The following is a 23,636-nucleotide window of genomic DNA, read 5'->3' as shown; positions in this document are numbered from 1 at the left end:
TCTCTCTATAACTATAAAAAATAGCTATGAAAAAATCTATCGTCATAGATTTCTTCATAGCTAATCTTAGTATGTTTGTAATATATTTAAATTATTGTTCGTCTTGCATTAATTGTTTAACTCTTTTTGCTTCTTTTTCACGGGCAGATTTATTAAGTATTTTCTTTCTTAAGCGAATACTTTCAGGAGTTACTTCCACCAATTCATCATCATTGATAAATTGTAACGCTTCTTCTAATGTTAAAATTCTAGGACGATTCATCGTTTGTGTTTGATCTTTAGTAGCTGAACGTACGTTTGTTTGATGCTTTGCTTTAGTAATATTTACTGTTAAATCGTTCTCACGGTTATGTTCACCAACAATCATACCTTCATATACTTCAGTACCTGGTTCCATAAAGTTAACACCACGATCTTCTAAGTTAATAATCGCATAAGATGTTGCTTGACCTTGGTCCATAGAAATCAATGCACCGTTACGTCTACCACCGATTTGAGCTTTAACGCGAGGTCTAAATTCTTCAAATGTATGGTTAATAATTCCATAACCTCGTGTCATAGACATAAATTCAGTAGTATAACCAATCATACCGCGTGCAGGTACCATAAAGATTAAACGCGTCAAACCATTGTCGGTCGTCATCATATCTAACATTTCACCTTTTCGTGCACCTAATGACTCAATCACTGCCCCGGCATTTTCAGAAGGCACTTCACATTGTACACGCTCAAATGGTTCACTTAACACACCATCGATTTCTCTTAAAATAACTTGAGGTTTAGAAACCTGTAATTCAAAGCCTTCACGTCTCATGTTTTCAATAAGAATAGACAAGTGTAGTTCACCACGACCAGCAACAACCCATGAATCTGGTTGATCAGTAGGTGTAACTTTTAAAGAAACATCTGTTTCAAGTTGTTGATCTAATCTTTCTTGAATTTGTCGAGCTGTTACATAATCACCTTCACGTCCAGCAAACGGAGAGTTATTTACTTTAAAAGTCATTTCTAGGGTTGGTTCATCAATACGTAACACCGGTAATGGGTCACGATGATCATGTGGTGTAACTGTTTCACCAACGTTAATATCTTCCATACCTGAAACAGCTATTAAGTCTCCTGCTTGTGCTTCTTCAATTTCTTCACGTTTAAGACCAAAGTAACCAAATATTTTCGTCACACGAAAGTTCTTAACTGTACCATCTAATTTAATTAGTGATACATTATCACCTACACGCATTTTACCTCTGAACACACGTCCAACGCCTATACGACCTACATAATCATTATAATCTAGTAAAGCAATTTGGAATTGTAATGGTTCATCTGAATTATCTACTGGTGCCGGTACATAGTCAATAATCGTCTCGTATAGGGATTGCATATTTTCGTCTTGCTTTTCAGAGTCTAAACTTGCTGTTCCATTCACAGCTGAAGCATAAACAACTGGGAAGTCTAATTGCTCATCATTCGCTTCCAATTCAATGAATAAGTCTAATACTTCATCTACAACTCCCTCAGGTCTAGCAGCTGGTTTATCAATTTTATTCACAACTACAACCGGTTTTAAGTTTTGTTCTAAAGCTTTTTTAAGAACAAAACGAGTTTGAGGCATTGTACCTTCATATGCGTCAACCACTAGTACGACACCGTCAACCATTTTCATGATACGTTCAACTTCACCACCAAAATCGGCGTGGCCAGGTGTGTCTAATATATTGATACGCGTTCCTTTATAATCTATCGCTGTATTCTTAGCAAGAATCGTAATACCACGTTCTCTTTCTAAATCATTAGAGTCCATTGCACGCTCGTCGACATGTTCGTTTTCACGAAATATACCTGATTGTTTAAGCAACTGGTCTACTAATGTTGTTTTACCATGGTCGACATGCGCAATAATCGCTATATTACGAACATCTTCTCTTAAATTAGTCATTTTATAAATTCCTTTCTTGTGTATACTCCCACTTTTAATTGCAACTGTTTTATTATATCATATATTATTGAAAAGATAAGTAAAAGGTGGGGTATGGGATGCAACAAAAAAAATCTAAAGGTATTTTCTGGATCTTCTCAATATTGGCTGTCATTTTTTTAACTTTATTTAGTTTCGCATTAGGTGCTACTAATGTTCCAATGATGATTTTAACATTTATACTTCTCATTGCAACATTTGGTGTTGGGTTCAGTGTGAAAAGGAAATATCGTAAAAACAATTGGCTTTAAAAATTTATTTATCATTGTATTGATTTTATTAGAAGCACACAAAGACAGTTATTAAACGTAATTGTATTACTGATAAGAACTTGTACTTTTAAATCAAATATTATAAAAGTCTTGGACACTATCTAATTTTGATTCACTAGATTTTAAATCTAACACTTTTCATAACAGTGAGTTATTTATGATGAACATAATAAGTCGAAGTAGCTTAGACAGAATTTAACATGAATTCGTCGTTCCACTCGGGTAAAGATTCTTTACCTACATAATTCGTAAAATGAACTGAGTGAAATTCTCTCTGATGTGACTTTTAATTCATTATGAAATAACCCTCATATCAGTACATTTTCAATTCAGTAATTGACCATATACACATTATGAAAGCCTAGGACAACAGCTGTGCCTAGGCTTTCATATTTTTTTATAAAGAGATAACTAACTCAAAAATACTTATATCAAACTTTTAGTGATTCTAAACTCCTTATAAGACGTTCTTCAAATTAAGGTTTGAAGAACAAAGAAATTTGAAATCTTTAACTCTATTGATTCCATCTTTCTATCTCTTTCCAAACCTTTTTTCATGAAGTGTAATAAGCGTATCTCTTTGCTGATTTAAATGATGATTTAATATTTCACGATGAAGGCTAGGATTTGCTATTAATATTGAATTCGGTTGATTGAAGTCTAATTTATCGCCTAATAAGTTGGTTCCTATCCCACCTACTTCGTTCAAAATCAACAATCCACCTGCAAAATCCCACGGTTGTAGTCTAGGTGTTAGGTAAGCCGCCAATTGACCCTTCGCTACACTTATAATTTCTAATGCTGCACTACCATATGCTCGTGCACTTCTTGCCTCATTCACTATTGAACTAAAAATATCACTGAGTATTGGTTTCGTCAGCCAATTGGGATTAATACCTATAATACTTCTTTTAAGTTCAGTATTTTGAATCATTTCAAGTTTATGTGTATTTTCAAATGCACCCTGTCCAACCTTTGCATGATATAAAACATCTTTCATGACATCATAAACAAAACCTGCATAAGGCTTCCCATCATGATAAATACCAATAGAGATGGCAAAATTTTCTTTTTGGTGAACAAAATTAAGTGTTCCATCAATTGGATCAATAACCCAAATAACCCCCTTTAAATACTCGAGATTATGACCATGTCCCTCTTCGCCAATAACCTGATGATCTGGATAATTATGAAGAATCGTTTCATATAGATAATTCTCTGTCGCCTTATCCACATTTGTAACTAAATCATTTGGGTTCGATTTAGTTTTAATGTCTAACTCTTCTTGCATCATCAACCTTACTTTATTTCCTGCTTCTAGTATCAACCCTTTTGCAAAATCATATAAAGCCATCGTATCATCTCCTATTACTACATATTATACATGAAGAACTATGTAAATTTATATGAATTCACACTATTTTACCTTTAAAAAGACTTCGTAAAACAAGAGAATAACCATCCTTATTTTAGATAAACTTTAAAAGTTTATGCTACAATATCCATAATCATATTAAAAGGAGGCATATTATGACCCAATATACTTTTTCACCTAAAGATTTTAAAGCTTTTGAAGTCGAAGGTTTAGACCAAAGAATGGAAGCACTTAATGACTATGTCAGACCTCAACTTCATCAATTAGGATCTTATTTTGAAGAATATTTCACTACACAAACAGGTGAAACTTTTTATGCTCACGTAGCTAAACACGCACGTAGAAGTGTCAATCCACCTATCGATACGTGGGTAGCTTTTGCTCCTAATAAACGTGGTTATAAAATGTTACCACACTTTCAAATCGGATTGTTTAGAAATCAGCTTTTCATTATGTTCGGTATCATGCACGAAGGTAGAAATAAAGAAGAAAAAGTGAAAATATTTGATAAACATTTTGATAAACTGACATCTTTACCAAGTGATTATAGTGTTTCTCTAGATCATATGAAAACTGAAAAGCACTATATCAAGGATATGAGTAATGAAGAGTTGCATGCTGCTATCGATAGAGTTAAAAATGTTAAAAAAGGTGAATTTTTTGTTGCCAGAACATTATCACCAACCGATAAAAGATTAAAATCTGATAAGTCTTTTCTAAAATTTGTTGAGGAAACTTTTGATGAATTTTTAAAATTTTATCAATAAATATAAAATGCTTGAGTGATTTGAATTATGAAAAGTCATTCAAGCATTTTTGTCGTCTTAATATTTTTAGGTTGACCTAATATTTTATTTAGGTTAATATATTATCATATATTAATGGGGGTGATTTTATTGAATTCCAATAATAACAATCATGAACAACAACGAAGTTTAGATGAAATCAATAACACCATAAACTTCAATCATAATGATAGTGCAAGTCAAAAATTTCTGGCTTTTTTAGGACCGGGATTGCTTGTTGCAGTTGGTTACATGGATCCTGGAAATTGGATTACATCCATGCAAGGAGGAGCACAATATGGCTATACCTTGTTATTCATAATCTTAATCTCTAGCTTATCTGCTATGCTGTTACAAAGTATGACTGTGAGATTAGGAATAGCAACTGGTATGGATTTAGCACAAATGACACGTCATTTTTTAAATAAGCCTGTAGCAATTATGTTCTGGATTATTGCAGAATTAGCAATTATCGCTACTGATATTGCAGAAGTTATAGGTAGCGCTATCGCATTAGATTTAATCTTCGGCATACCATTAATTGTAGGCGCATTAATCACTGTATTTGATGTATTTTTATTATTATTCATCATGAAATTTGGCTTTAGAAAGATTGAAGCTATCGTGGGAACGTTAATCTTTACCGTATTGGCCATTTTTGTATTTGAAGTTTATATTTCTTCTCCACAAATAACAGATATGCTTAATGGTTTTGTGCCTCATAAAGAAATTATTACAAACCAAGGGATACTTTATATTGCACTAGGTATCATAGGTGCTACTATTATGCCACATAACTTATATTTACATTCTTCTATTGTACAATCTCGAAAATATGATAGACACAGTATTCATGAAAAAGCACAAGCGATTAAGTATGCTACTATCGACTCTAATATACAGCTATCCATCGCTTTTGTAGTCAATTGCTTATTACTTACACTTGGTGCAGCGCTATTTTTTGGAACTAAAACTGAAGATTTGGGTGGTTTTTATGATCTTTATTTGGCTCTAAAAACAGAACCTGCTTTAGGTGCAACGCTTGGCGGTATTATGAGTACTTTATTTGCTGTTGCCCTTTTAGCTTCTGGTCAAAATTCAACTATAACGGGAACGTTAGCAGGCCAAATTGTGATGGAAGGATTTCTTAAATTATCCATTCCAAATTGGTTACGTCGTCTTATCACTCGGTCTTTAGCAGTGATACCTGTTATCATTTGTCTTATAGTATTTAAAGGAAATACTGAAAAAATTGAACAATTACTTGTCTTTTCTCAAGTGTTCTTGAGTATTGCTTTGCCATTTTCGTTAATACCGCTTCAATTAGCTACAAGTAATCAAAATCTTATGGGTCCTTTTAAGAATAAAACATGGATTAACATCATTTCTTGGTTACTCATAATTGTCTTAAGTGGACTTAACGTATATCTTATCATTCAAACATTCCAAGAATTATGATTAAATGAATAACAAAGAAAATGTATCCTCTATTTTGAAATGACGAATTAAAAAGTCATTTTCTATCACTATTTATTCATATAGTTAACTTCAAGTTGTATAGTCCCTTTCTTACTTTATAAAAAATACGCCTTATCAATTATTTTTACTGATAGGGCGTATTTTTATGGACTGCATTCAACATTTAATAGTCAAACATCAATCTAAACCTATTAATATATATATGGATCGTCCTTTTTTTGTTTGTTGATTTCTTGTTCAGGATCCCAAGCATCTTTCTGTTGTTGGTTTTGTTGATGATTCCAATCACTTTGGCTCTTTGAATGGTTTTGACGAAGTTGAGCCGTAGCATTTTCATTTACATCTGTTTTATCTTTTTTTGCAAAAAGTCTAATCGCAGCAATCATCCATAAAACCATTGCGATTAAATTAGTCGTAAATAAACCTACGATAGCCGCTGCTATGAGTAAACTAGCAGCAAGGTTTTTTCTACCTTCAATTACCATTGTACCAACAAAACCTAATAGCGTTGAAAAACCTAAAATGACTAATGACGCAATAAGAGAAACTAAAAACATTTCAGATGATATATCTTGATTATTACCTGAAAACTGCTTCATTAATTCATTATATTGTTGTTGATTTGATGTGTTATTAATAACAAATATCGATAGAATACCAAAAATTAAAAATAATAGGCTCAAGATATTTGCAATCCACGCTAATCTTTTTTCTACTTTTCTATTCAATTAATATGTGCCTCCTAACTCTTAAAACTATGGTTAATTTAATCATACTAAAAATTTATCTTTATCGCGAATAAGTGTATTTCATATATTGATTAAGAAGTAATAAGTTGCTATGATGTCAAGTTGATTTATCCAAAGTCCAACTCACTTTCTTTGAAATAGCGATATAGTAATACCCTGTTTATTATGTATTACATTTAATCTAAAATTAAAAATCTTGATATCATCCTATATAAAATCTAGTTACAGATAATGAATTTTTTAAAAATGCCTAGGACAGCAATAAATATCCTAGGCATAATTATTAATTTTCTTTTTTTGAATCTTCCTGTTGATTTAAGTTATTATCTGTATCTTCTTGTTCATTATTAATCATTTGTCGACGTTCTTCATAATTCATACGTCGTTGGTTAACAGCACTTGGCTGGTTTTTTCTTCGTTCTTTCATACGTTTATTATATGCTTTTCTCTTTTCTTTTTTCTTAGCACGTATTTCTGCTTTTTCTCTTTTTCTTTGCGCTTTTAGTTCTTTAGGATCAATTTGTGGTTCAACAACTCCTACGTCATCAAATTGATTACCTTCCATATGTTCCTGTTGCGCATCTTCAAAATCCGTATTTTTAGATTTTTTATTGTACTTAGCTTGTCTTGACATGACTGTTGGTTCATCTTCAGTTTGTTGAGATGCATATTCACTTTCAACTGCTCTTTTTGGAAATTGAGAATATTTATCTTCATTATCTACATATTCGTCTGAATAAAGTTGATCGGAAGATGTATCTTCATCGGGTTGATTATCAGTTATACCATTATAGGAATCTTGTTGCTGAGCATTTCTATTGAATTGACGTCTTGTATTTCTATCTTCCTTTTTAGTATGCATAGGTTCATACACATCATCATTATATCCATGTTCATTTCTTGACTCTGGTTCATAAAAACCTCTCTCATCATAGTATGGTTGATCATATTCATTATAATAAGATGGCACTGTTTCTATTCTATCTCTTCTAGCAAACATCATCATTGCAATGATAAAGAATAAGATAGGAATGATTAGAGTTACAATCAACAATACAAGCGGAATTGTGACTATAGCAGCTATTAAAAAAAGTAAACCAGACAAAATTCTTATATTCATAGAAATTAACGCTAAAAACGAGATGAGCAAACAAACAATAAAATAAACAATAATTGCCCAAACTCCATTTTGTAACCAAATCACAAATTGAGTTGTACTTAAATCATTATTGGCTAAAATTTGTTGTACGAGTTCATTATTATTAAGTGTGTTTTCTAAATTGGCAATTGACGTATCATTACTAAAAGATACGAGCGCAATAAACATTGAAACAATAGTTAATATGAGTAAGAATACCCAACTAAACCAACCTAATATTTTTTCAGTTAGCCGATTTGCTGGACGCTTAATTTGTGTATATTGCTCTCCTAACATTCGTTACAACTCCTTAACTTACTTATCACATTATTATATTAAAAAATTCTAAAAATAACTACCATTTGCTATTTTAAAGACATTTTAAAATTTAAAAAGCTTTCATTATAATCACTGAGAGACGTTTGACCTAAATCTTTATAGACTTCTAACCGTTGCTGTTCTTGATTTGATGGATAAAATCTATAATCATTTCTTACCTTTTTAGGCAACTTACTTCGAGCTGCTTTATTAGGTGTTGCATATCCTACCCATTCCGTATTCTGGGCACTATTTTGCGCGTCTAGTAAGAAATTCATAAACTTATACGCACCTTCTTTATTTTGTGCAGTTTTAGGTATCACCATATTATCAAACCATAGGTTAGAGCCTTCTTTAGGTATCACGTAATTATAACGAGTATTTTCCTGTACAAGTGGTGCAGCAACGCCACTCCAAACTACTGCAACATGTCCTTCGTTTTGTTGAAGCATCATAGTAATTTCGTCGCCTACTATCCCTCTAACTTGAGGTGCTAAATTATGCAAATCTTTTTCTGCTTGATGAATATGGGTCGGATTTTTGTCATTAAGACTATACCCTAATTTATTTAATCCCATTCCAATTATCTCGCGTGCACCGTCTACTAATAAAATATCATTTTTGAATTGAGAATGATACAAATCGTCCCAACTATCGAACGTTTCATTAGGATATTTCTCTTTATCATATAAAATTCCTACGGTACCAAAGAAATATGGAATTGAATATCGATTGTTTGGGTCATATGACAAGTTCATATAATCATTGTCTAAATTTCTGATATTTGGAATTTTGTCATGATTTAAAGTCTCAAGCAGTTTAGCTTTTTTTAATTTTTGAACAGTATATTCACTTGGAAAAGCTACATCATAGTGTGTGCCTCCATTTCGAATTTTCGCTTCCATTGCTTCATTTGAATCAAAGGTTTCATATACGACTTGTATACCTGTTTCTTTTTCAAACTTCTTAATTAAGCTAGGATCAATATATTCTCCCCAATTGTAAACATATAACTTCTCATTTGAGTGGGTATTATCTTTTGATTTAAACCAATGACTAATCATTAAACATAAAATACCAATAACTATAGCAGAAATGATAAGTTGAAAAAATCGCTTCATTCATTAACACCTCGCTTCATCTTTTTCTGACGATTAACGATATGTTGAATAAAGTAATATCCAAATACTCCAAACATAATAGCAATAAATATTATTGTAGAAATGGCATTAATCTCCATACTTATACCTTTTCGAGCCATAGCATAAACTTCTACAGACAATACACTAAATCCGTTTCCAGTAACAAAGAAGCTTACCGTAAAATCATCTAGAGAATATGTTAATGCCATAAAGAATCCTCCTATAATCGAGGGCATAATATTAGGTATAATAATGCTAGTTAATAATTGTGATTCATTAGCACCTAAATCTCTTGCTGCATTTAACATGTTATCATTCATTTCATATAATTGGGGTAAGACGATGATAACAACAATTGGAATACAGAACGCTATATGAGATGCTAGCACTGTTGAAAATCCTAAACCTAAACCTGTGAAATGTCCTATTGCAGTGAACATAATTAAAAAAGAAGCACCAATGACTACGTCTGAAGATACCATTAATACATTATTCATCGTTAATAGCGTAACCTTAAACCGTTTGTTGCGTAAGTAATATAAAGCGATCGCACCAAATGTACCTATAACTGTAGCAATCGATGCAGATAAAAGTGCCACTGCAACTGTATTAAAAATCACCGACATCAACCGATCATTATGAAAAAGGGAGTGGTAATGTTCTAAAGTAAAATGTTCGAAGTGACTCATATTACCCGCAGAATTAAAAGAATAAATCATTAAAAAGAAAATGGGAATATAAAGCACACTTATTAATAGAGCTATATATAATTTTCCGTACCATTTCACACTAATCACCCCTTCCCATTAGATGATTTTGATTTTGTAATAATGAGTAAAAAGGCCATAAAAATAATGAGAAAAAGTGCTATAGTGGAACCTAATCCATAATTTTGTATAGTTAAGAACTGTTCTTCAATTGCTGTACCTACATTGATTACTTTGTTCCCGGCAATCAACCTAGTAATCATAAACAGTGAAAGAGCTGGTATAAATGTTACTTGCACACCTGTTTTAATACCTTCTCTTGTTAAAGGAACGATTACTTTACGAAACGTAGTAAATGTACTCGCGCCCAAATCATTAGAGGCTTGCAAAATATTGTTAGGAATTGCTTTCATGCTGTTAAATATAGGCAAAATCATAAATGGGATATAAATATAACTCGCCACCAATAAAAATGCACCACTTGTAAACAACAAATTTAATTTAGGTATTTGAAATATATGTAGAGCTTGGTTAATAACTCCATCATGCCCCAACAAACCAATAAATGCATAGGTCTTAAGAAGTAAATTAATCCAAGTAGGGATAATTAACAACATAAGCAGTATATTTTGAAATCTTGAATAAGAAATAAAGTACGCAGCTGGGTAACTTATTATTAAGGTAATCATAGTAATTAAAGCGGCATACCATATTGAATCAATAAACATTTTTAAATATCTTGTTGAAAATACCTGCTCATAATTTGTGAAACTAAAGTGACCATGAATATCTATAAAAGAAAAGTAAACAAGTAAAATGACTGGAATGATAATAAATATAACCATCCATAATAAGTAAGGAACCAGTAACCATTTATTGATATTATGCATGATGATAGTCCTCATAACTTTCAATTCGCTTATCAAATTCTTCTTCAGTTTCACCTGGTACCATGATGTGTATTGCTTCTGGTTCAAAATACAGACCTACTTCACTACCTACATTAGCTTTTTTTGTTGATTGTATTACCCATTCATACCCTTTTCTATCTTTACAACAAATTTCATAATGTACACCTCTAAATAGCATAGAATCAACTTTGGCTTTAAATAGCCCATCATTTTGTGAAACAAGTGAAATGTCTTCGGGTCTAATTACAACTTCAACTTTTTTATTTTCTTTTATTCCCATATCTACACAATCAAAATTTTGACCATAAATATTAACGACAAAATCTTCAACCATTGTACCGTGAACTATGTTGGACTCTCCTATAAAATCAGCAACAAATCGGTTAACTGGTTCATCGTATATATCTATTGGTGTGCCAAATTGTTGAATTTTGCCATCTTTCATAACAAAAATATAATCACTTAATGCTAAGGCCTCTTCTTGATCATGAGTTACAAATATAAAGGTTATACCTAAACGGGATTGAAGTTCTCTCAATAAATATTGCATTTCAGTTCGTAATTTTAAATCTAATGCGGATAAAGACTCATCTAATAATAATATTTCAGGCTCATTAACAATTGCCCGTGCTATGGCTACACGTTGTTTTTGTCCACCACTCATACCTTGTATTTGCCTATGTTCATAACCACTTAATTTCACCAACTGAAGTGCTTCAGTAACCTTACGCTTAATTTCTGACTTACTTAATTTTTTTAATTTTAAACCATATGCAATATTGTCGAATACATTTAAATGTGGAAACAATGCATAGTCTTGGAATACAGTATTTACCTTACGCTTATTCGGTGGCATTTTACCAATAGGTTTATCTTTATATATAATATCTCCACTATCGGGATATTCAAATCCTGCTATGAGTTTTAAAATTGTTGTTTTTCCACAACCTGAGGGACCTAATAGTGTATAAAAATAGCCTGGTTCAATATCAATATTAATTTCATTTAGTATTTGTACATCTTCAAAGCCCTTACTGACATCTTTAAAAGAAAGCAATGGATTCATACAGTTTCCTCCTATAAATATGAAGCTGTGGCAACGATTAAAACCTTCACTTCTTTATCTGTTTCGTTATATAAGCGATGTTTATCTTTCGCTTTAAAATAAAGTACATCTTCTTTACAAGCTTTATATACTTGATTTCCTAATTGAAGTGATACTTCACCATTTAAACAATAGATAAAAGTATCTGATTCAGATGGTTTAAAGTTTTTATATGAGGCATTTGGTCGTAAAGTTAGGATTAATGGTTCCATGTCAAATTCATTAGAATTCGCTACAAGCCAGTTCAAGATATAACCTTTATCATACTCATCATAAATGGTCTGTTCCTTCTTCTTATAAAGTACCTTCTCATCTGACGGTTCTTTAAAAAAGTCACTTGCAGAAGTACCAAGTACTTCTATTAAATTTAAAAATGTTTCCATACTAGGTGAAGCATGATTACTTTCAATTTGTGATATATATCCTTTTGATAAATCAGTTCGCTCTGCTAATTCCTCTTGTGTCAAATTTTTTATTCTTCTTAAATTACGTAATTTGTATCCAATATCCATCTTTCTAACCACCTAAAAAAGCTATATCATGTTTACTTATATCAAACATTTTGTTTAATGCTTAATAAAAATAACAGAATATAGCTACGTAATCAATAGTTTTATATTAACTTATTATTGTGGATTTAATAGAAAAAGTTAGTCGAAATCTTTACTAAATAAAGTTTGATTTGGATTTTTTTTAATTTCTTGAACTACTTTGTAACTATTATAACCACTTTTATTTTCAAATTCTTTAAAAATCTGTTTTTCATCAGCTTTTCCAGGCACAATATGTTTAAAATTTTTATAAGCATTTAAAACTTCGTCACCTTTTACAGATGCCTCATAATAATTTTCGATTTTATTAAAGAAATGAATTACTTTCATCATTTCATCATTAGTCCAATCTAAATCTAATGGATATTGATATTCCATAGTGTCCTCTCCTTCATATACTTTTATTTTTCACATTTAGATATATTAAAAATAACACAGTATACCTTTATTGGCATAAAAAGATGGGATAAAATCCATTTTTGAATTCTATCCCACCATGAATAAATACCCCTAGCAGATTGCTATTATTTAGAGTAGCTAAACGCTAAGGGTATTTTGAAATGATTTAAGATACGTATGTCTTTGCCAGTCCGTGACTATACAAACGAAAAAGTAATATACGTACAAATCATAAATAAATCATATTAATTTATATACATTTATCATTATTAACTAGTAATTACATAGTATGAATTGGATAACCAATTGCTTTTTCAGCAGCTTCCATTGTCATTTCACCTAAAGTTGGGTGTGCATGTACAGTTAATGCGATATCTTCAGCATTCATACCTGACTCAATAGCTAAACCTAATTCAGAGATAATATCAGATGCGCCAGTACCTACAACTTGTGCTCCAATAAGCGTATCATCTTCTTTAAGTGTAATTAACTTAACAAAACCATTTGTATCATCTAATGATAAAGCTCGTCCATTAGCTGCATAAGGGAATTTAGAAGCTTTAATTGATAAACCTTCTTCTTTTGCTTGAGCTTCAGTATAACCAACTTGTGCTAATTCTGGTTCTGTAAAGCAAACTGCTGGCATACCAATATAGTCTACCTCTGCGGCTTGACCATCTATCGCTTCAGCAGCAACTTTACCTTCATAACTAGCTTTGTGAGCTAATGGTAATCCAGGTACAATATCTCCAATCGCAAAGATATTTTCAATAGAAGTACGACTTTGTTTGTCCACTTCTAGTAATCCACGATCAGCAAATTTCAGACCAAGTTCTTCTAATCCTAATTCATCAGTATTAGGGCGACGGCCAACTGTAACTAATACATAATCAGCTTCGATAGTTTGTTCCTCACCTTTTGCCTCATAAGTTACTTTGACACCATTTTCAGTTTCTTCTGCAGATTTTGCCATTGCTTCAGTAACGATTTCGATACCTTTTTCTTTCATACCTTTTTTAACAGGTTGTGTCATTTGCTTTTCAAATCCGCCTAAAATATCTTTTGCACCTTCAAGGATAGTAACTTCAGAGCCAAAGTTTGCAAAAGCAGTACCTAATTCAGAACCGATATATCCGCCACCAACTACAACTAGTTTGTTAGGTACTTCTTGTAGATTTAAAGCTCCTGTTGAATCGATAACACGTTTACCAAATTCAAAATTTGGAATTTCAATTGGTCTTGAACCTGTAGCTATAATCGCATGTTTGAAATTGTAAGTTTGAGCACTCTTTTCGTCCATGACACGTAAACTATTGTTATCAACGAAATAAGCTTCACCTCTAACAATCTCTACTTTGTTACCTTTTAAAAGTCCTTCAACACCGCCAGTTAATTTATTAACTACAGAAGTCTTGAATTCTTGAACTTTTTGATAGTTTAACGAAACGCTTTCAGCAATTACCCCTAAGTTTTCTGAATTTTGCGCTTCAACAAAGCGATGAGAAGCATGTAGTAATGCTTTTGAAGGTATACAACCAACGTTTAAGCATACACCACCTAAATTACCTTTCTCAACGATTGTTACCTTTTGTCCTAATTGAGCCGCGCGAATGGCTGCGACATATCCACCTGGACCTGCTCCTATTACAATAGTATCTGTTTCAATTGGGAAATCTCCAACTACCATGTTTTTACCCCTCCATTAATAATAATTCTGGATTATTTAATAAGCGTTTAATGTGATTCATAGCATTTTGTCCAGTAGCACCATCGATTTGTCTATGGTCAAAGCTTAATGATAAAGCTAACACTGGTGCAGCTACAATTTCTCCATCTTTAACGATAGGTTTTTGAGCGATACGGCCAATTCCTAAGATAGCTACTTCTGGGTGATTGATAACTGGAGTGAACCATTGTCCACCAGCGGAACCGATATTACTAATTGTGCATGTTGCACCTTTCATTTCTTCTGAAGTTAATTTACCATCACGTGCTTTTACAGCTAGTTCATTAATTTCATCAGAAATTTCGAATATTGATTTACGATCGGCATGTTTAACTACTGGTACTAATAATCCTTTATCCGTATCTGCAGCAATACCAATATTCCAGTAATGTTTGTGTACAACCTCTCCAGCTTCTTCATTGAAAGAAGTATTAAGTGCTGGATATTTTTTAAGTGCAGAAACTAATGCTTTAACAACATATGGTAAGAAAGTAAGTTTTGTACCTTGTTCAGCAGCAATTTCTTTAAATTTCTTACGGTGATCCCATAATTCTTGCACATCAATTTCATCCATTAATGTAACATGAGGTGCAGTGTGTTTAGAATTAACCATTGCTTTAGCAATTGCTTTGCGCATTGCAGGTATTTTTTCTGTAGTTTCAGGGAAGTCGCCTTCTGGTAATGCTTGTGTTGCAGAAGCATTAACGACATCACTAGAAGTTGATTCAGATGCTGCGCTAGTGTTTGAACCTTCTTCGGAACTACCACCATTTAAGTATGCATCGATGTCTTCTTTTGTGATTCGTCCATTTTTACCAGAACCATTTACAGCTTTAATATTGACACCATTTTCACGTGCATACTTACGCACTGACGGCATCGCTTTAACAGTTTTACTTTCATCTACTTCTGTCTTTTCTTGTGATTGAGTTGATGAAGCTTCTTCTTGCACTGGTGATTCTTGTTCTTTTTCTTCTTTCTTAGAATCCTCATCATCGCCATGACCTTTAAATTGCATTTCTTCTGCATCAGGTGCATCAATTTTAACGATGACATCTCCTACTACTGCCACTGTTCCTTCATCTACTAACACTTCTTCAACAGTACCACTTACTGGAGAAGGAATTTCTACTACAGATTTATCATTTTGAACTTCTGCTAATACATCATCTTCTTCAATTGTATCGCCGGCTTTAATAAACCATTTAACAATTTCACCTTCGTGGATACCTTCCCCGATATCGGGTAATCTAAATTCAAATGCCACGTTCTTGTCCTCCTAAGATTTACGTATTTAAATTATTGAAAATTTATACAAAAGTTGTAAGGTAAGGAAAACCTTACAACTAAATGTAAACTTTATTTGATTGATATTTTTACGTTTGCTTTTTTAATAATTAGAATTCTAAAGTTGCCTTAGCTTGCTCTATAATATCTTTTTTATTTGGTAACCAAACGTTTTCAGCTTGAGTAAATGGATAAATTGTATCTGATGCGGCTACTCGAGCTATTGGAGCTTCTAATGAAAGAATTGCTCGCTCTGCTAATTCTGCTGCCACTTGTGCACCCACACCAGCTTGACGTTGTGCTTCTTGTACAACTACAGCACGTCCAGTTTTCTCAACTGATGCTACTAAAGTATCTATATCAATTGGTTGTACAGTACGTAAGTCAATAACTTCAACTGAATAACCATCTTTTTCTAACTCTTCAGCAGCTTTTAGTGATTCTTGTACCATTGCCCCGTAAGATATTAGAGTAATATCATTACCTTCTTTTTTAACATTGGCTTTTCCAATGTCAATTTTGTATTCTTCTTCAGGAACCTCTTCACGGAAAGAACGATATAATTTCATATGTTCTAGATATACAACTGGATCATTACTTTGAATAGAAGAAATTAATAATCCTTTAGCATCATAAGGACCTGATGGAATAACTACTTTCAAACCAGGTGATTGAGCTAAGATACCTTCTAAATTATCAGCATGCAACTCTGGAGTGTGGACGCCACCACCAAAAGGTGTACGAATTGTAACAGGCGCTGGTTTAGTTCCACCTGAACGGAAACGAGTACGAGCAATTTGACCAGCTACTTCGTCAAATACTTCATAAACGAATCCTAAGAATTGAATTTCCATAACAGGACGGAAGCCAGTCACTGCTAAGCCTAGTGCAAGCCCACCAATTCCAGACTCTGCTAATGGTGTATCAAATACTCGATCTTCGCCAAATTCTTTTTGTAAACCTTCAGTAACACGGAATACACCACCGTTAACACCAACGTCTTCACCGAAAACTAAAACGTCTTCGTCTCTTTTGAGTTCACTTTTAAGCGCATCGTTAATCGCTTGAACCATTGTCATTTGTGCCATGGCTTACTTCGACTCCTTCTCTTTGTAAATTTCATATTGTTCTGCTAAATTTTGAGGCATTTCTTCATACATGATATCCATTAGAGAAGTAACAGTTTGTTTTTCTGTATTGTCAGCCTCTTTAATAGCTGCTTTTATTTCAGATTTTGCACGTTCAACCACTTCATTTTCTTTGTCTTCATTCCAAAGACCTTTAGCTTCTAAATATTTTCTGAAACGTACTAATGGGTCTTTTTTCTCCCATTCAGCATCTTCATCTGAAGTTCTATAACGAGTAGGATCATCACCAGCCATAGTATGTGGTCCATAACGATAAGTTAAAGTTTCGATAACAGTAGGGCCTTCTCCTGCTACTGCACGTTCACGTGCTTCTAATGTTGCTTGATAAACAGCTAAAGCATCCATACCATCAACTTGAATTCCAGGGATACCAACTGAAATAGCCTTTTGTGCTAATGTTTCTGCAGCTGTTTGTTTACTACGTGGTGTAGAGATGGCATAGTTATTGTTTTGAATTACAAAAATTGCAGGTGCTTTGTATGCAGATGCAAAGTTAATTCCTTCATAGAAGTCACCTTGTGATGAACCACCATCACCTGTATAAGTAATTGCGACTGCATTTTTGCCACGTTTTTTAAGTCCAAACGCTACACCGGCAGTTTGAATATATTGTGCACCGATAATAATTTGAGGGCTAAGTGCATTAACTCCCTCAGGGAATTGGTTACCTTTGAAGTGTCCTCTTGAGAATAAGAATGCGTCTGTAAGAGGTAAGCCATGCCAAATAATCTGAGGCACATCACGATAACCAGGTAAAATGAAGTCTTCACTTTCTAAAGCATACTGAGATGCTAATTGTGAAGCTTCTTGTCCTGCTGTTGGTGCATAGAAACCTAAACGTCCTTGTCTATTTAACGAAATAGAACGTTGATCAAGAATTCTAGTCCATACCATTCTTTCCATTAATTCCACTAATTGTTCGTCTGTTAAATCAGGTACTAAGTCTTCATTAACGACATTTCCGTCTTCATCCAAAATTTGAACCATTTCAAATTTCGATTGAGTCTCATTTAAAACTTTAACTGCATCGAATTGGGCTTGTAACTTAGGAGCCATTCAATTCACCATACCTTTCCCATGTAAATAGAAATTCATTTTATCCTCCTTAATTGTATCACAAATAAAAATCTCTGTTAAACGATTTCATAAAGTTCTGTTCCACATAAAAATAATACAGTTACATGACCTGTTGTATTAAAAATCACGTAACTGTATTAACCCATTATTTATTTTAATTGGTCTACATCTTGTTTTTCTCTTTTTACTTTCTCAATGGCTTTTGAGTAAGCATTAAATTTATTATTCATTTCTTTATATGCTTTAGAAAGATCTTTCGATTTTCCGTCTACTTCCGATTGTGTTGCATTATCTTCATTCAAATAAGAAAACAGTTCTTTTTCCTTATTAAGTGCTTTTTTGTAAGCCTTTGCATAAGCATCATGTGATTTATATTTTTCTTTAATAGCACTATCAAGTTGTTCAACTTCTTTTTTCTTTGCTTTGTTTTCTACATGTTCAAGATATTGCTTGGCTTGTTTAAATGCTTTTTCAGAATTATCTAGAGCCTTCTCTTCTTTTTCAAATTCTTTTTGTCTTTGTTTTACATTTTCAACTATATCTTCAGCTGCTTTTTTACGTGTGCTTTGATCTTTATCATTTACCTTTTTAAATAATTTTTGCTTTTTCTCTTCTAATTCGTTTATTTTTTTACTTACTTGATTAACGGTTTTCTCTTGGTCCATAGCTTTTTGTACTTGATCATCATATTTTTTAATTTCTTTTTTATCTATAGTACATCCAGCTAATAACACTGCTGACGTTAGGACAATTGCTACAGTCTTTTTAAAATTCATGAACTGTTACCTCCTCAAAGTTGTTCGCTTGTAATATTAAATAATAAATTATAATAAATCAATATAAAGCTATCATTCTATATTCTAGTGCAAACATTTAAAGCAATAAAATCTTTGAGTATCTATTAATGTACTTGTGTCTATCTTATCTGATATATTATTTAATAAGGAAGGTGTATGACATGATAACAATGAAAGATATTATAAGAGATGGTCATCCAACACTTCGTGAAAAAGCGAAAGAATTAAGCTTCCCACTTTCTAACAATGATAAAGAAACATTGCGCGCAATGCGTGAATTTCTAATCAATAGTCAGGATGAAGAAACCGCAAAACGTTATGGTTTACGTTCTGGCGTAGGTTTAGCTGCTCCACAAATTAATGAACCAAAACGTATGATTGCTGTCTACTTACCTGATGATGGAAACGGTAAATCGTATGATTATATGCTCGTAAATCCTAAAATAATGAGTTACAGTGTACAAGAAGCTTATTTACCAACTGGCGAAGGTTGTCTAAGTGTTGATGAAAACATCCCAGGTTTAGTGCATCGTCATCATAGAGTCACTATTAAAGCTCAAGATATTGATGGAAATGATGTTAAATTACGTCTCAAAGGCTATCCTGCAATTGTATTTCAACACGAAATTGATCATCTAAATGGCATTATGTTTTATGATTATATTGATGCCAATGAACCTCTAAAACCACATGAAGAGGCCGTAGAAGTCTAAATCATGAATTATATTAAAACACTTCATTAAGTTGTATTTTATACTTACTTAATGAAGTGTTTTTTTAAAAGTAATTCAAATGTCATTAGGATTAATTTAAAAACAACAAAGTACATGCAAAATAAAACTGCTTTATTTATTCAAAAACATCATGTAAAATATAACTTAACTGAAATCTTAGTAAATTGATACTAATTTCAAATCTTGAACGACATTATTGCCCTAGAGAACATACTGGGCAGTGAGATTAAACAAGTATAAAAATAACGTTTAGATTGAGCTGGTATGTTTCTAACAAATTAAATTTAGAACACAAAAATTATTGAAGAATAATACTCTAATGGATATGTAAAAAATCTTTAATAACCCGAGTATTCACAACTAGGGTCGTAAAAAATAACAATTATAATTTATAGGAGGACAATACAACAATGGCAGTATTTAAAGTATTTTATCAACATAATAAAGATGAAGTCATCGTTCGTGAAAATACTCAAACAATTTATGTTGAGGGACAAACTGAGGAACAAGTGAGACGTTATTTGAAAGACCGAAATTTTAATATTGAATTTATTACTAAATTAGAGGGCGCACACTTAGAATATGAAAAAGAACATTCAACACACTTTAATGTGGAGAACGCCGAATAATGAAACAACTACATTCAAATGAAGTAGGTGTATATGCACTTGGTGGTTTAGGTGAAGTTGGAAAAAATACCTATGCTGTTGAGTACAAAGATGAAATTGTAATCATTGATGCTGGAATCAAATTCCCTGACGATAATCTGTTAGGAATTGATTATGTAATTCCTGATTACACTTACTTAGAACAGAACCAAGATAAAATTGTCGGTCTGTTTATTACTCATGGACACGAAGACCATATAGGTGGTGTGCCCTTCCTATTAAAACAAATTAATGTACCTATTTACGGTGGTCCATTAGCATTAGGTCTCATTCGCAATAAACTAGAAGAACATCATTTGCTTAGAACGACTGAATTACATGAAATAGATGAAAGTAGCGTAATTAAGTCTAAACATTTTGAAATTTCTTTCTATCTAACCACACATAGTATTCCAGAAGCATATGGCGTTATAGTCGATACACCTGAAGGTAAAATTGTTCATACGGGAGACTTCAAATTTGACTTTACTCCTGTAGGTGAGCCTGCTAACATAGCTAAAATGGCTCAATTAGGTCATGAAGGTGTGTTGTGCTTACTATCAGACTCAACAAACGCACTAGTTCCAGATTTTACTTTAAGTGAACGTGAAGTTGGACAGAATGTCGATAAAATTTTCAGAAATTGTAAGGGGCGTATTATCTTTGCAACTTTTGCTTCTAATATTTATCGTGTTCAGCAAGCAGTTGAAGCAGCAATTAAATATAATCGTAAAATCGTTACATTTGGACGTTCAATGGAAAACAATATCAAAATTGGTATGGAACTAGGATATATCAAAGCGCCACCAGAAACGTTTATAGAACCTAATAAAATAAATAGTGTACCTAAACACGAGTTACTCATTCTTTGTACTGGTTCTCAAGGTGAACCTATGGCTGCATTATCAAGAATTGCAAATGGTACACATAAGCAAATAAAAATTATACCGGAAGACACTGTAGTATTTAGTTCTTCGCCTATTCCAGGTAACACTAAGAGTATCAATCGTACAATTAATGCGTTGTACAAAGCTGGTGCAGATGTGATTCATAGTAAAATTTCAAACATTCACACTTCTGGACACGGTTCTCAAGGTGATCAACAATTAATGTTACGTCTGATTCAACCTAAATACTTCCTGCCAATTCACGGTGAATATCGTATGCTTAAAGCTCATGGTGAGACTGGTGTTCAATGCGGTGTTGATGAAGATAATGTATTTATTTTCGATATCGGTGATGTACTTGCTTTAACACATGATTCTGCACGAAAAGCAGGAAGAATTCCTTCCGGCAATGTACTTGTTGATGGCAGTGGTATAGGTGATATTGGCAATGTTGTCATCAGAGATCGTAAATTACTTTCAGAAGAAGGGTTAGTTATTGTTGTTGTGAGCATTGACTTTAATACTAACAAATTACTATCTGGCCCTGATATTATTTCACGCGGTTTTGTTTATATGCGGGAATCTGGTCAATTAATTTATGATGCTCAACGTAAAATTAAAGGCGATGTCATTTCTAAACTTAACAGCAATAAAGATATTCAATGGCATCAAATTAAATCTTCAATTATCGAAACATTACATCCTTATCTTTATGAAAAAACAGCTCGAAAACCTATGATTTTACCTGTGATAATGAAAGTAAATGAAGATAAATAAACACTTAAATATATTTAATCAAGTTACAATGAATTTATACTACTTTAAATGTTTCCATTACTCTAATAGTATTATATATTTTTAGTAGTAATTAATTATTTTGAATTATTTATTTAATACGATTTGAGATTATATCTTTTATCTTTGAATTTCTTACAAAAAGGAGTTTAGAGCTAAAAGTTCTTAAACTAGTAAAAAGAGACAATTTCTATATTATTTCATATAGAAATTGTCTCTTTTATAATTTTCAAACTATAATAAGCTTGTTGATATACTATCTTACTTATATAAGTTCCTTTAATACAAATCATATTCCTTCTATAACTAGCCAATTGTTTTTGGTTTAGGTTCAGAAAGTTTCTTAAAGTAATATTTCTATATTCCAATCAAAAAATACAGATTATGTGTAGACATATAGAACTACTTTTAACAATATTTTACGATGATATAATAGATTGCATCACAATGATATTCAATTTCATTAAATTCAGTATCTATAATTGTTTCAATTTTATCATTCACATATCTAGACATATCATTTATGAAGATGAGTATTGAAGTTTCTATTAGTATAGTAAATTAAGTCATATTATAACCTTTATTCACAAGGCATGTCTTTCAATACTAAGTATTGTATAAATAGAGAAAAGCAGTAAGGTAATTTTCAATTAGAAAATATCTTACTGCTTTTTTAGGAATTAATGTCCCAGTTTTCTTTTTATAATTTTGAAATATTTTTATTCACTTATCAAGTTTTAGGAATAACATTTACATAGAAGTTCAAATAATTAAGTGTACTTTGTTATGTCTAAGCTTAAAATAATACAATTTTATTAATCTATTTAAATACTAAAAAAGATTCAACATTATAAACTAGTTTTCAATTACAATGTTTTAAAAATAAAAAGAAACAAATTTCACTTTTTAACAATTCGCTTATAATGTACACATACATCAATTTGAAATTGGATATGCAAACATTTACTTGCTTATATTTTTTTCAAAGCGACCTAAGTCATTATCATGACCAATCATAATTAAAATGTCCCCTATTTCAATATTGATGTTAGGGTCTGGAGAGACTATAAATTCTTTAGCTCTTTTAATTGCTATAATGTTAATACCATATTGAGCTCGAATATCTAATTCAATAATTGTTTGTCCTGCCATTTTTTCTGTAGATTTTAATTCAACGATTGAATGCTCATCAGCAAGTTCCAAGTAGTCAAGGACACTAGCACTAGCAACATTATGAGCAATACGTCTTCCCATATCTCTTTCAGGGTGCACAACAGTATCGGCACCTATTTTATTTAAAATCTTAGCATGATAATCATTTTGGGCTTTAGCAGTAACCTTTTTAACACCTAATTCTTTAAGAATTAACGTCGTTAGTGTACTAGATTGTATATTCTCACCAATAGCGACAATAACATGATCGAAATTACGTATTCCTAAACTCTTCATTACTGCCTCATCAGTTGTATCAGCAACAACTGCATGTGTTGCTATATCACTATATTCGTTAACACGATTTTCGTCTCTATCAATAGCCATAACATCCATGTCTAATGCGTTAAGTTCTCTAACAATACTACCACCAAAACGCCCTAGTCCAATTACGACATACTCTTTATCCATATTCGT

At 32.2% G+C, this 23,636-nt stretch carries 22 protein-coding genes; 6 read left to right on the top strand and 16 right to left on the bottom strand.

The features are described 5' to 3' along the window. Nucleotides 1–91 precede the first annotated feature (91 nt). A complete protein-coding gene (gene typA, locus AC1Q7N_RS05300; RefSeq protein WP_001831737.1) occupies nt 92–1,939 on the bottom strand; it encodes a translational GTPase TypA in 1,848 nt (615 codons plus the stop codon). A gap of 98 nt (nt 1,940–2,037) precedes the next feature. Here typA and AC1Q7N_RS05295 point away from each other — a divergent pair, with 98 nt between their 5' ends. Continuing rightward, nucleotides 2,038–2,229 carry a DUF5325 family protein gene (locus AC1Q7N_RS05295; protein WP_002467597.1) on the top strand — a complete coding sequence of 64 codons (192 nt, stop codon included), beginning with the start codon at nt 2,038–2,040 and terminating at the stop codon, nt 2,227–2,229. Nucleotides 2,230–2,782: 553 nt separating this feature from the next. Here AC1Q7N_RS05295 and AC1Q7N_RS05290 read toward each other — a convergent pair. Then, on the bottom strand, nt 2,783–3,604 hold the full coding sequence (locus AC1Q7N_RS05290) for an inositol monophosphatase family protein (protein ID WP_002467582.1): 822 nt from the start codon (nt 3,602–3,604) through the stop codon (nt 2,783–2,785). A 176-nt stretch (nt 3,605–3,780) separates the two neighbouring features. Here AC1Q7N_RS05290 and AC1Q7N_RS05285 point away from each other — a divergent pair, with 176 nt between their 5' ends. Both AC1Q7N_RS05285 and AC1Q7N_RS05280 read left to right on the top strand, forming a co-directional pair. Beyond that, nucleotides 3,781–4,392: a YktB family protein gene (locus AC1Q7N_RS05285; protein WP_001831689.1), complete on the top strand. Its 612-nt coding sequence runs from the start codon at nt 3,781–3,783 to the stop codon at nt 4,390–4,392. Nucleotides 4,393–4,506: 114 nt separating this feature from the next. Beyond that, nucleotides 4,507–5,868: an Nramp family divalent metal transporter gene (locus AC1Q7N_RS05280; protein WP_002456610.1), complete on the top strand. Its 1,362-nt coding sequence runs from the start codon at nt 4,507–4,509 to the stop codon at nt 5,866–5,868. 212 nt (nt 5,869–6,080) lie between these two features. Here the strand turns inward: AC1Q7N_RS05280 and AC1Q7N_RS05275 are convergent, their stop codons facing one another. The 13 genes from AC1Q7N_RS05275 to AC1Q7N_RS05215 form a co-directional block, all read right to left on the bottom strand. After that, the gene (locus AC1Q7N_RS05275) at nt 6,081–6,617 is read right to left on the bottom strand and encodes a DUF4064 domain-containing protein (RefSeq protein WP_145376315.1); all 537 of its coding nucleotides are present in this window, start codon (nt 6,615–6,617) and stop codon (nt 6,081–6,083) included. A 304-nt stretch (nt 6,618–6,921) separates the two neighbouring features. Further along, nucleotides 6,922–8,073 carry a lipoteichoic acid stability factor AuxB gene (gene auxB, locus AC1Q7N_RS05270; protein ID WP_001831714.1) on the bottom strand — a complete coding sequence of 384 codons (1,152 nt, stop codon included), beginning with the start codon at nt 8,071–8,073 and terminating at the stop codon, nt 6,922–6,924. A 68-nt stretch (nt 8,074–8,141) separates the two neighbouring features. Beyond that, nucleotides 8,142–9,215 carry an ABC transporter substrate-binding protein gene (locus tag AC1Q7N_RS05265; RefSeq protein ID WP_145376317.1) on the bottom strand — a complete coding sequence of 358 codons (1,074 nt, stop codon included), beginning with the start codon at nt 9,213–9,215 and terminating at the stop codon, nt 8,142–8,144. Further along, complete coding sequence (locus tag AC1Q7N_RS05260; protein WP_001831717.1) at nt 9,212–10,024, bottom strand: ABC transporter permease; 813 nt, start codon at nt 10,022–10,024, stop codon at nt 9,212–9,214. The genes AC1Q7N_RS05265 and AC1Q7N_RS05260 overlap by 4 nt, the downstream gene beginning before the upstream one ends. Nucleotides 10,025–10,029: 5 nt before the next feature. After that, complete coding sequence (locus tag AC1Q7N_RS05255; RefSeq protein ID WP_001831695.1) at nt 10,030–10,833, bottom strand: ABC transporter permease; 804 nt, start codon at nt 10,831–10,833, stop codon at nt 10,030–10,032. Further along, entirely contained in the window at nt 10,826–11,920 is a 1,095-nt protein-coding gene (locus AC1Q7N_RS05250; RefSeq protein ID WP_002456615.1) for an ABC transporter ATP-binding protein, read from the bottom strand. The genes AC1Q7N_RS05255 and AC1Q7N_RS05250 overlap by 8 nt, the downstream gene beginning before the upstream one ends. Before the next feature lie 11 nt (nt 11,921–11,931). Further along, nucleotides 11,932–12,471, bottom strand: coding sequence for a helix-turn-helix domain-containing protein (locus AC1Q7N_RS05245; protein ID WP_002439334.1), 540 nt, complete (start codon nt 12,469–12,471; stop codon nt 11,932–11,934). Nucleotides 12,472–12,609: 138 nt separating this feature from the next. After that, nucleotides 12,610–12,888 (bottom strand): UPF0223 family protein, encoded by a 279-nt coding sequence (locus AC1Q7N_RS05240; RefSeq protein WP_001833064.1) that lies wholly within the window; start codon nt 12,886–12,888, stop codon nt 12,610–12,612. Between the two features lie 301 nt (nt 12,889–13,189). Beyond that, on the bottom strand, nt 13,190–14,596 hold the full coding sequence (lpdA, locus tag AC1Q7N_RS05235) for a dihydrolipoyl dehydrogenase (protein ID WP_001831650.1): 1,407 nt from the start codon (nt 14,594–14,596) through the stop codon (nt 13,190–13,192). A gap of 4 nt (nt 14,597–14,600) precedes the next feature. Next, nucleotides 14,601–15,902: a dihydrolipoamide acetyltransferase family protein gene (locus AC1Q7N_RS05230; RefSeq protein ID WP_001831683.1), complete on the bottom strand. Its 1,302-nt coding sequence runs from the start codon at nt 15,900–15,902 to the stop codon at nt 14,601–14,603. A gap of 130 nt (nt 15,903–16,032) precedes the next feature. Next, nucleotides 16,033–17,010: an alpha-ketoacid dehydrogenase subunit beta gene (locus AC1Q7N_RS05225; protein WP_001831654.1), complete on the bottom strand. Its 978-nt coding sequence runs from the start codon at nt 17,008–17,010 to the stop codon at nt 16,033–16,035. A 3-nt stretch (nt 17,011–17,013) separates the two neighbouring features. Continuing rightward, entirely contained in the window at nt 17,014–18,126 is a 1,113-nt protein-coding gene (gene pdhA / locus AC1Q7N_RS05220) for a pyruvate dehydrogenase (acetyl-transferring) E1 component subunit alpha (RefSeq protein WP_001831653.1), read from the bottom strand. A 170-nt stretch (nt 18,127–18,296) separates the two neighbouring features. Continuing rightward, complete coding sequence (locus AC1Q7N_RS05215; protein WP_002486059.1) at nt 18,297–18,923, bottom strand: YkyA family protein; 627 nt, start codon at nt 18,921–18,923, stop codon at nt 18,297–18,299. A 182-nt stretch (nt 18,924–19,105) separates the two neighbouring features. On the opposite strand from AC1Q7N_RS05215, the gene def reads away from it, so the two are divergent. From def to rnjA, 3 genes are all read left to right on the top strand, one after another. Further along, nucleotides 19,106–19,657, top strand: a complete 552-nt coding sequence (gene def / locus AC1Q7N_RS05210; protein WP_001831696.1) for a peptide deformylase — start codon at nt 19,106–19,108, stop codon at nt 19,655–19,657. Nucleotides 19,658–20,088: 431 nt separating this feature from the next. Beyond that, a complete protein-coding gene (locus tag AC1Q7N_RS05205; protein ID WP_001831646.1) occupies nt 20,089–20,307 on the top strand; it encodes a DNA-dependent RNA polymerase subunit epsilon in 219 nt (72 codons plus the stop codon). Then, nucleotides 20,307–21,989 carry a ribonuclease J1 gene (gene rnjA, locus AC1Q7N_RS05200; RefSeq protein WP_001831649.1) on the top strand — a complete coding sequence of 561 codons (1,683 nt, stop codon included), beginning with the start codon at nt 20,307–20,309 and terminating at the stop codon, nt 21,987–21,989. Before AC1Q7N_RS05205 ends, rnjA begins: the two co-directional genes overlap by 1 nt. Nucleotides 21,990–22,970: 981 nt before the next feature. Here rnjA and AC1Q7N_RS05195 read toward each other — a convergent pair. Beyond that, complete coding sequence (locus tag AC1Q7N_RS05195) at nt 22,971–23,630, bottom strand: potassium channel family protein (protein ID WP_001831652.1); 660 nt, start codon at nt 23,628–23,630, stop codon at nt 22,971–22,973. Between the last annotated feature and the right edge of the window lie 6 nt (nt 23,631–23,636).

The organism is Staphylococcus sp. GW823-FHT05F06 (assembly GCF_058795495.1).
Note: the sequence above shows the minus strand (reverse complement) of the source record. Positions and strands in the feature narration are given on the sequence as shown.

Coding starts and splice junctions, on each gene's coding strand:
- typA (WP_001831737.1), bottom strand. CDS start 1,939: ATGACTAATTTAAGAGAAGATGTTCGTAATATAGCGATTATTGCGCAT.
- AC1Q7N_RS05295 (WP_002467597.1), top strand. CDS start 2,038: ATGCAACAAAAAAAATCTAAAGGTATTTTCTGGATCTTCTCAATATTG.
- AC1Q7N_RS05290 (WP_002467582.1), bottom strand. CDS start 3,604: ATGGCTTTATATGATTTTGCAAAAGGGTTGATACTAGAAGCAGGAAAT.
- AC1Q7N_RS05285 (WP_001831689.1), top strand. CDS start 3,781: ATGACCCAATATACTTTTTCACCTAAAGATTTTAAAGCTTTTGAAGTC.
- AC1Q7N_RS05280 (WP_002456610.1), top strand. CDS start 4,507: ATGGGGGTGATTTTATTGAATTCCAATAATAACAATCATGAACAACAA.
- auxB (WP_001831714.1), bottom strand. CDS start 8,073: ATGTTAGGAGAGCAATATACACAAATTAAGCGTCCAGCAAATCGGCTA.
- AC1Q7N_RS05265 (WP_145376317.1), bottom strand. CDS start 9,215: ATGAAGCGATTTTTTCAACTTATCATTTCTGCTATAGTTATTGGTATT.
- AC1Q7N_RS05255 (WP_001831695.1), bottom strand. CDS start 10,833: ATGCATAATATCAATAAATGGTTACTGGTTCCTTACTTATTATGGATG.
- AC1Q7N_RS05250 (WP_002456615.1), bottom strand. CDS start 11,920: ATGAATCCATTGCTTTCTTTTAAAGATGTCAGTAAGGGCTTTGAAGAT.
- AC1Q7N_RS05245 (WP_002439334.1), bottom strand. CDS start 12,471: ATGGATATTGGATACAAATTACGTAATTTAAGAAGAATAAAAAATTTG.
- AC1Q7N_RS05240 (WP_001833064.1), bottom strand. CDS start 12,888: ATGGAATATCAATATCCATTAGATTTAGATTGGACTAATGATGAAATG.
- lpdA (WP_001831650.1), bottom strand. CDS start 14,596: ATGGTAGTTGGAGATTTCCCAATTGAAACAGATACTATTGTAATAGGA.
- AC1Q7N_RS05225 (WP_001831654.1), bottom strand. CDS start 17,010: ATGGCACAAATGACAATGGTTCAAGCGATTAACGATGCGCTTAAAAGT.
- pdhA (WP_001831653.1), bottom strand. CDS start 18,126: ATGGCTCCTAAGTTACAAGCCCAATTCGATGCAGTTAAAGTTTTAAAT.
- AC1Q7N_RS05215 (WP_002486059.1), bottom strand. CDS start 18,923: ATGAATTTTAAAAAGACTGTAGCAATTGTCCTAACGTCAGCAGTGTTA.
- def (WP_001831696.1), top strand. CDS start 19,106: ATGATAACAATGAAAGATATTATAAGAGATGGTCATCCAACACTTCGT.
- AC1Q7N_RS05205 (WP_001831646.1), top strand. CDS start 20,089: ATGGCAGTATTTAAAGTATTTTATCAACATAATAAAGATGAAGTCATC.
- rnjA (WP_001831649.1), top strand. CDS start 20,307: ATGAAACAACTACATTCAAATGAAGTAGGTGTATATGCACTTGGTGGT.
- AC1Q7N_RS05195 (WP_001831652.1), bottom strand. CDS start 23,630: ATGGATAAAGAGTATGTCGTAATTGGACTAGGGCGTTTTGGTGGTAGT.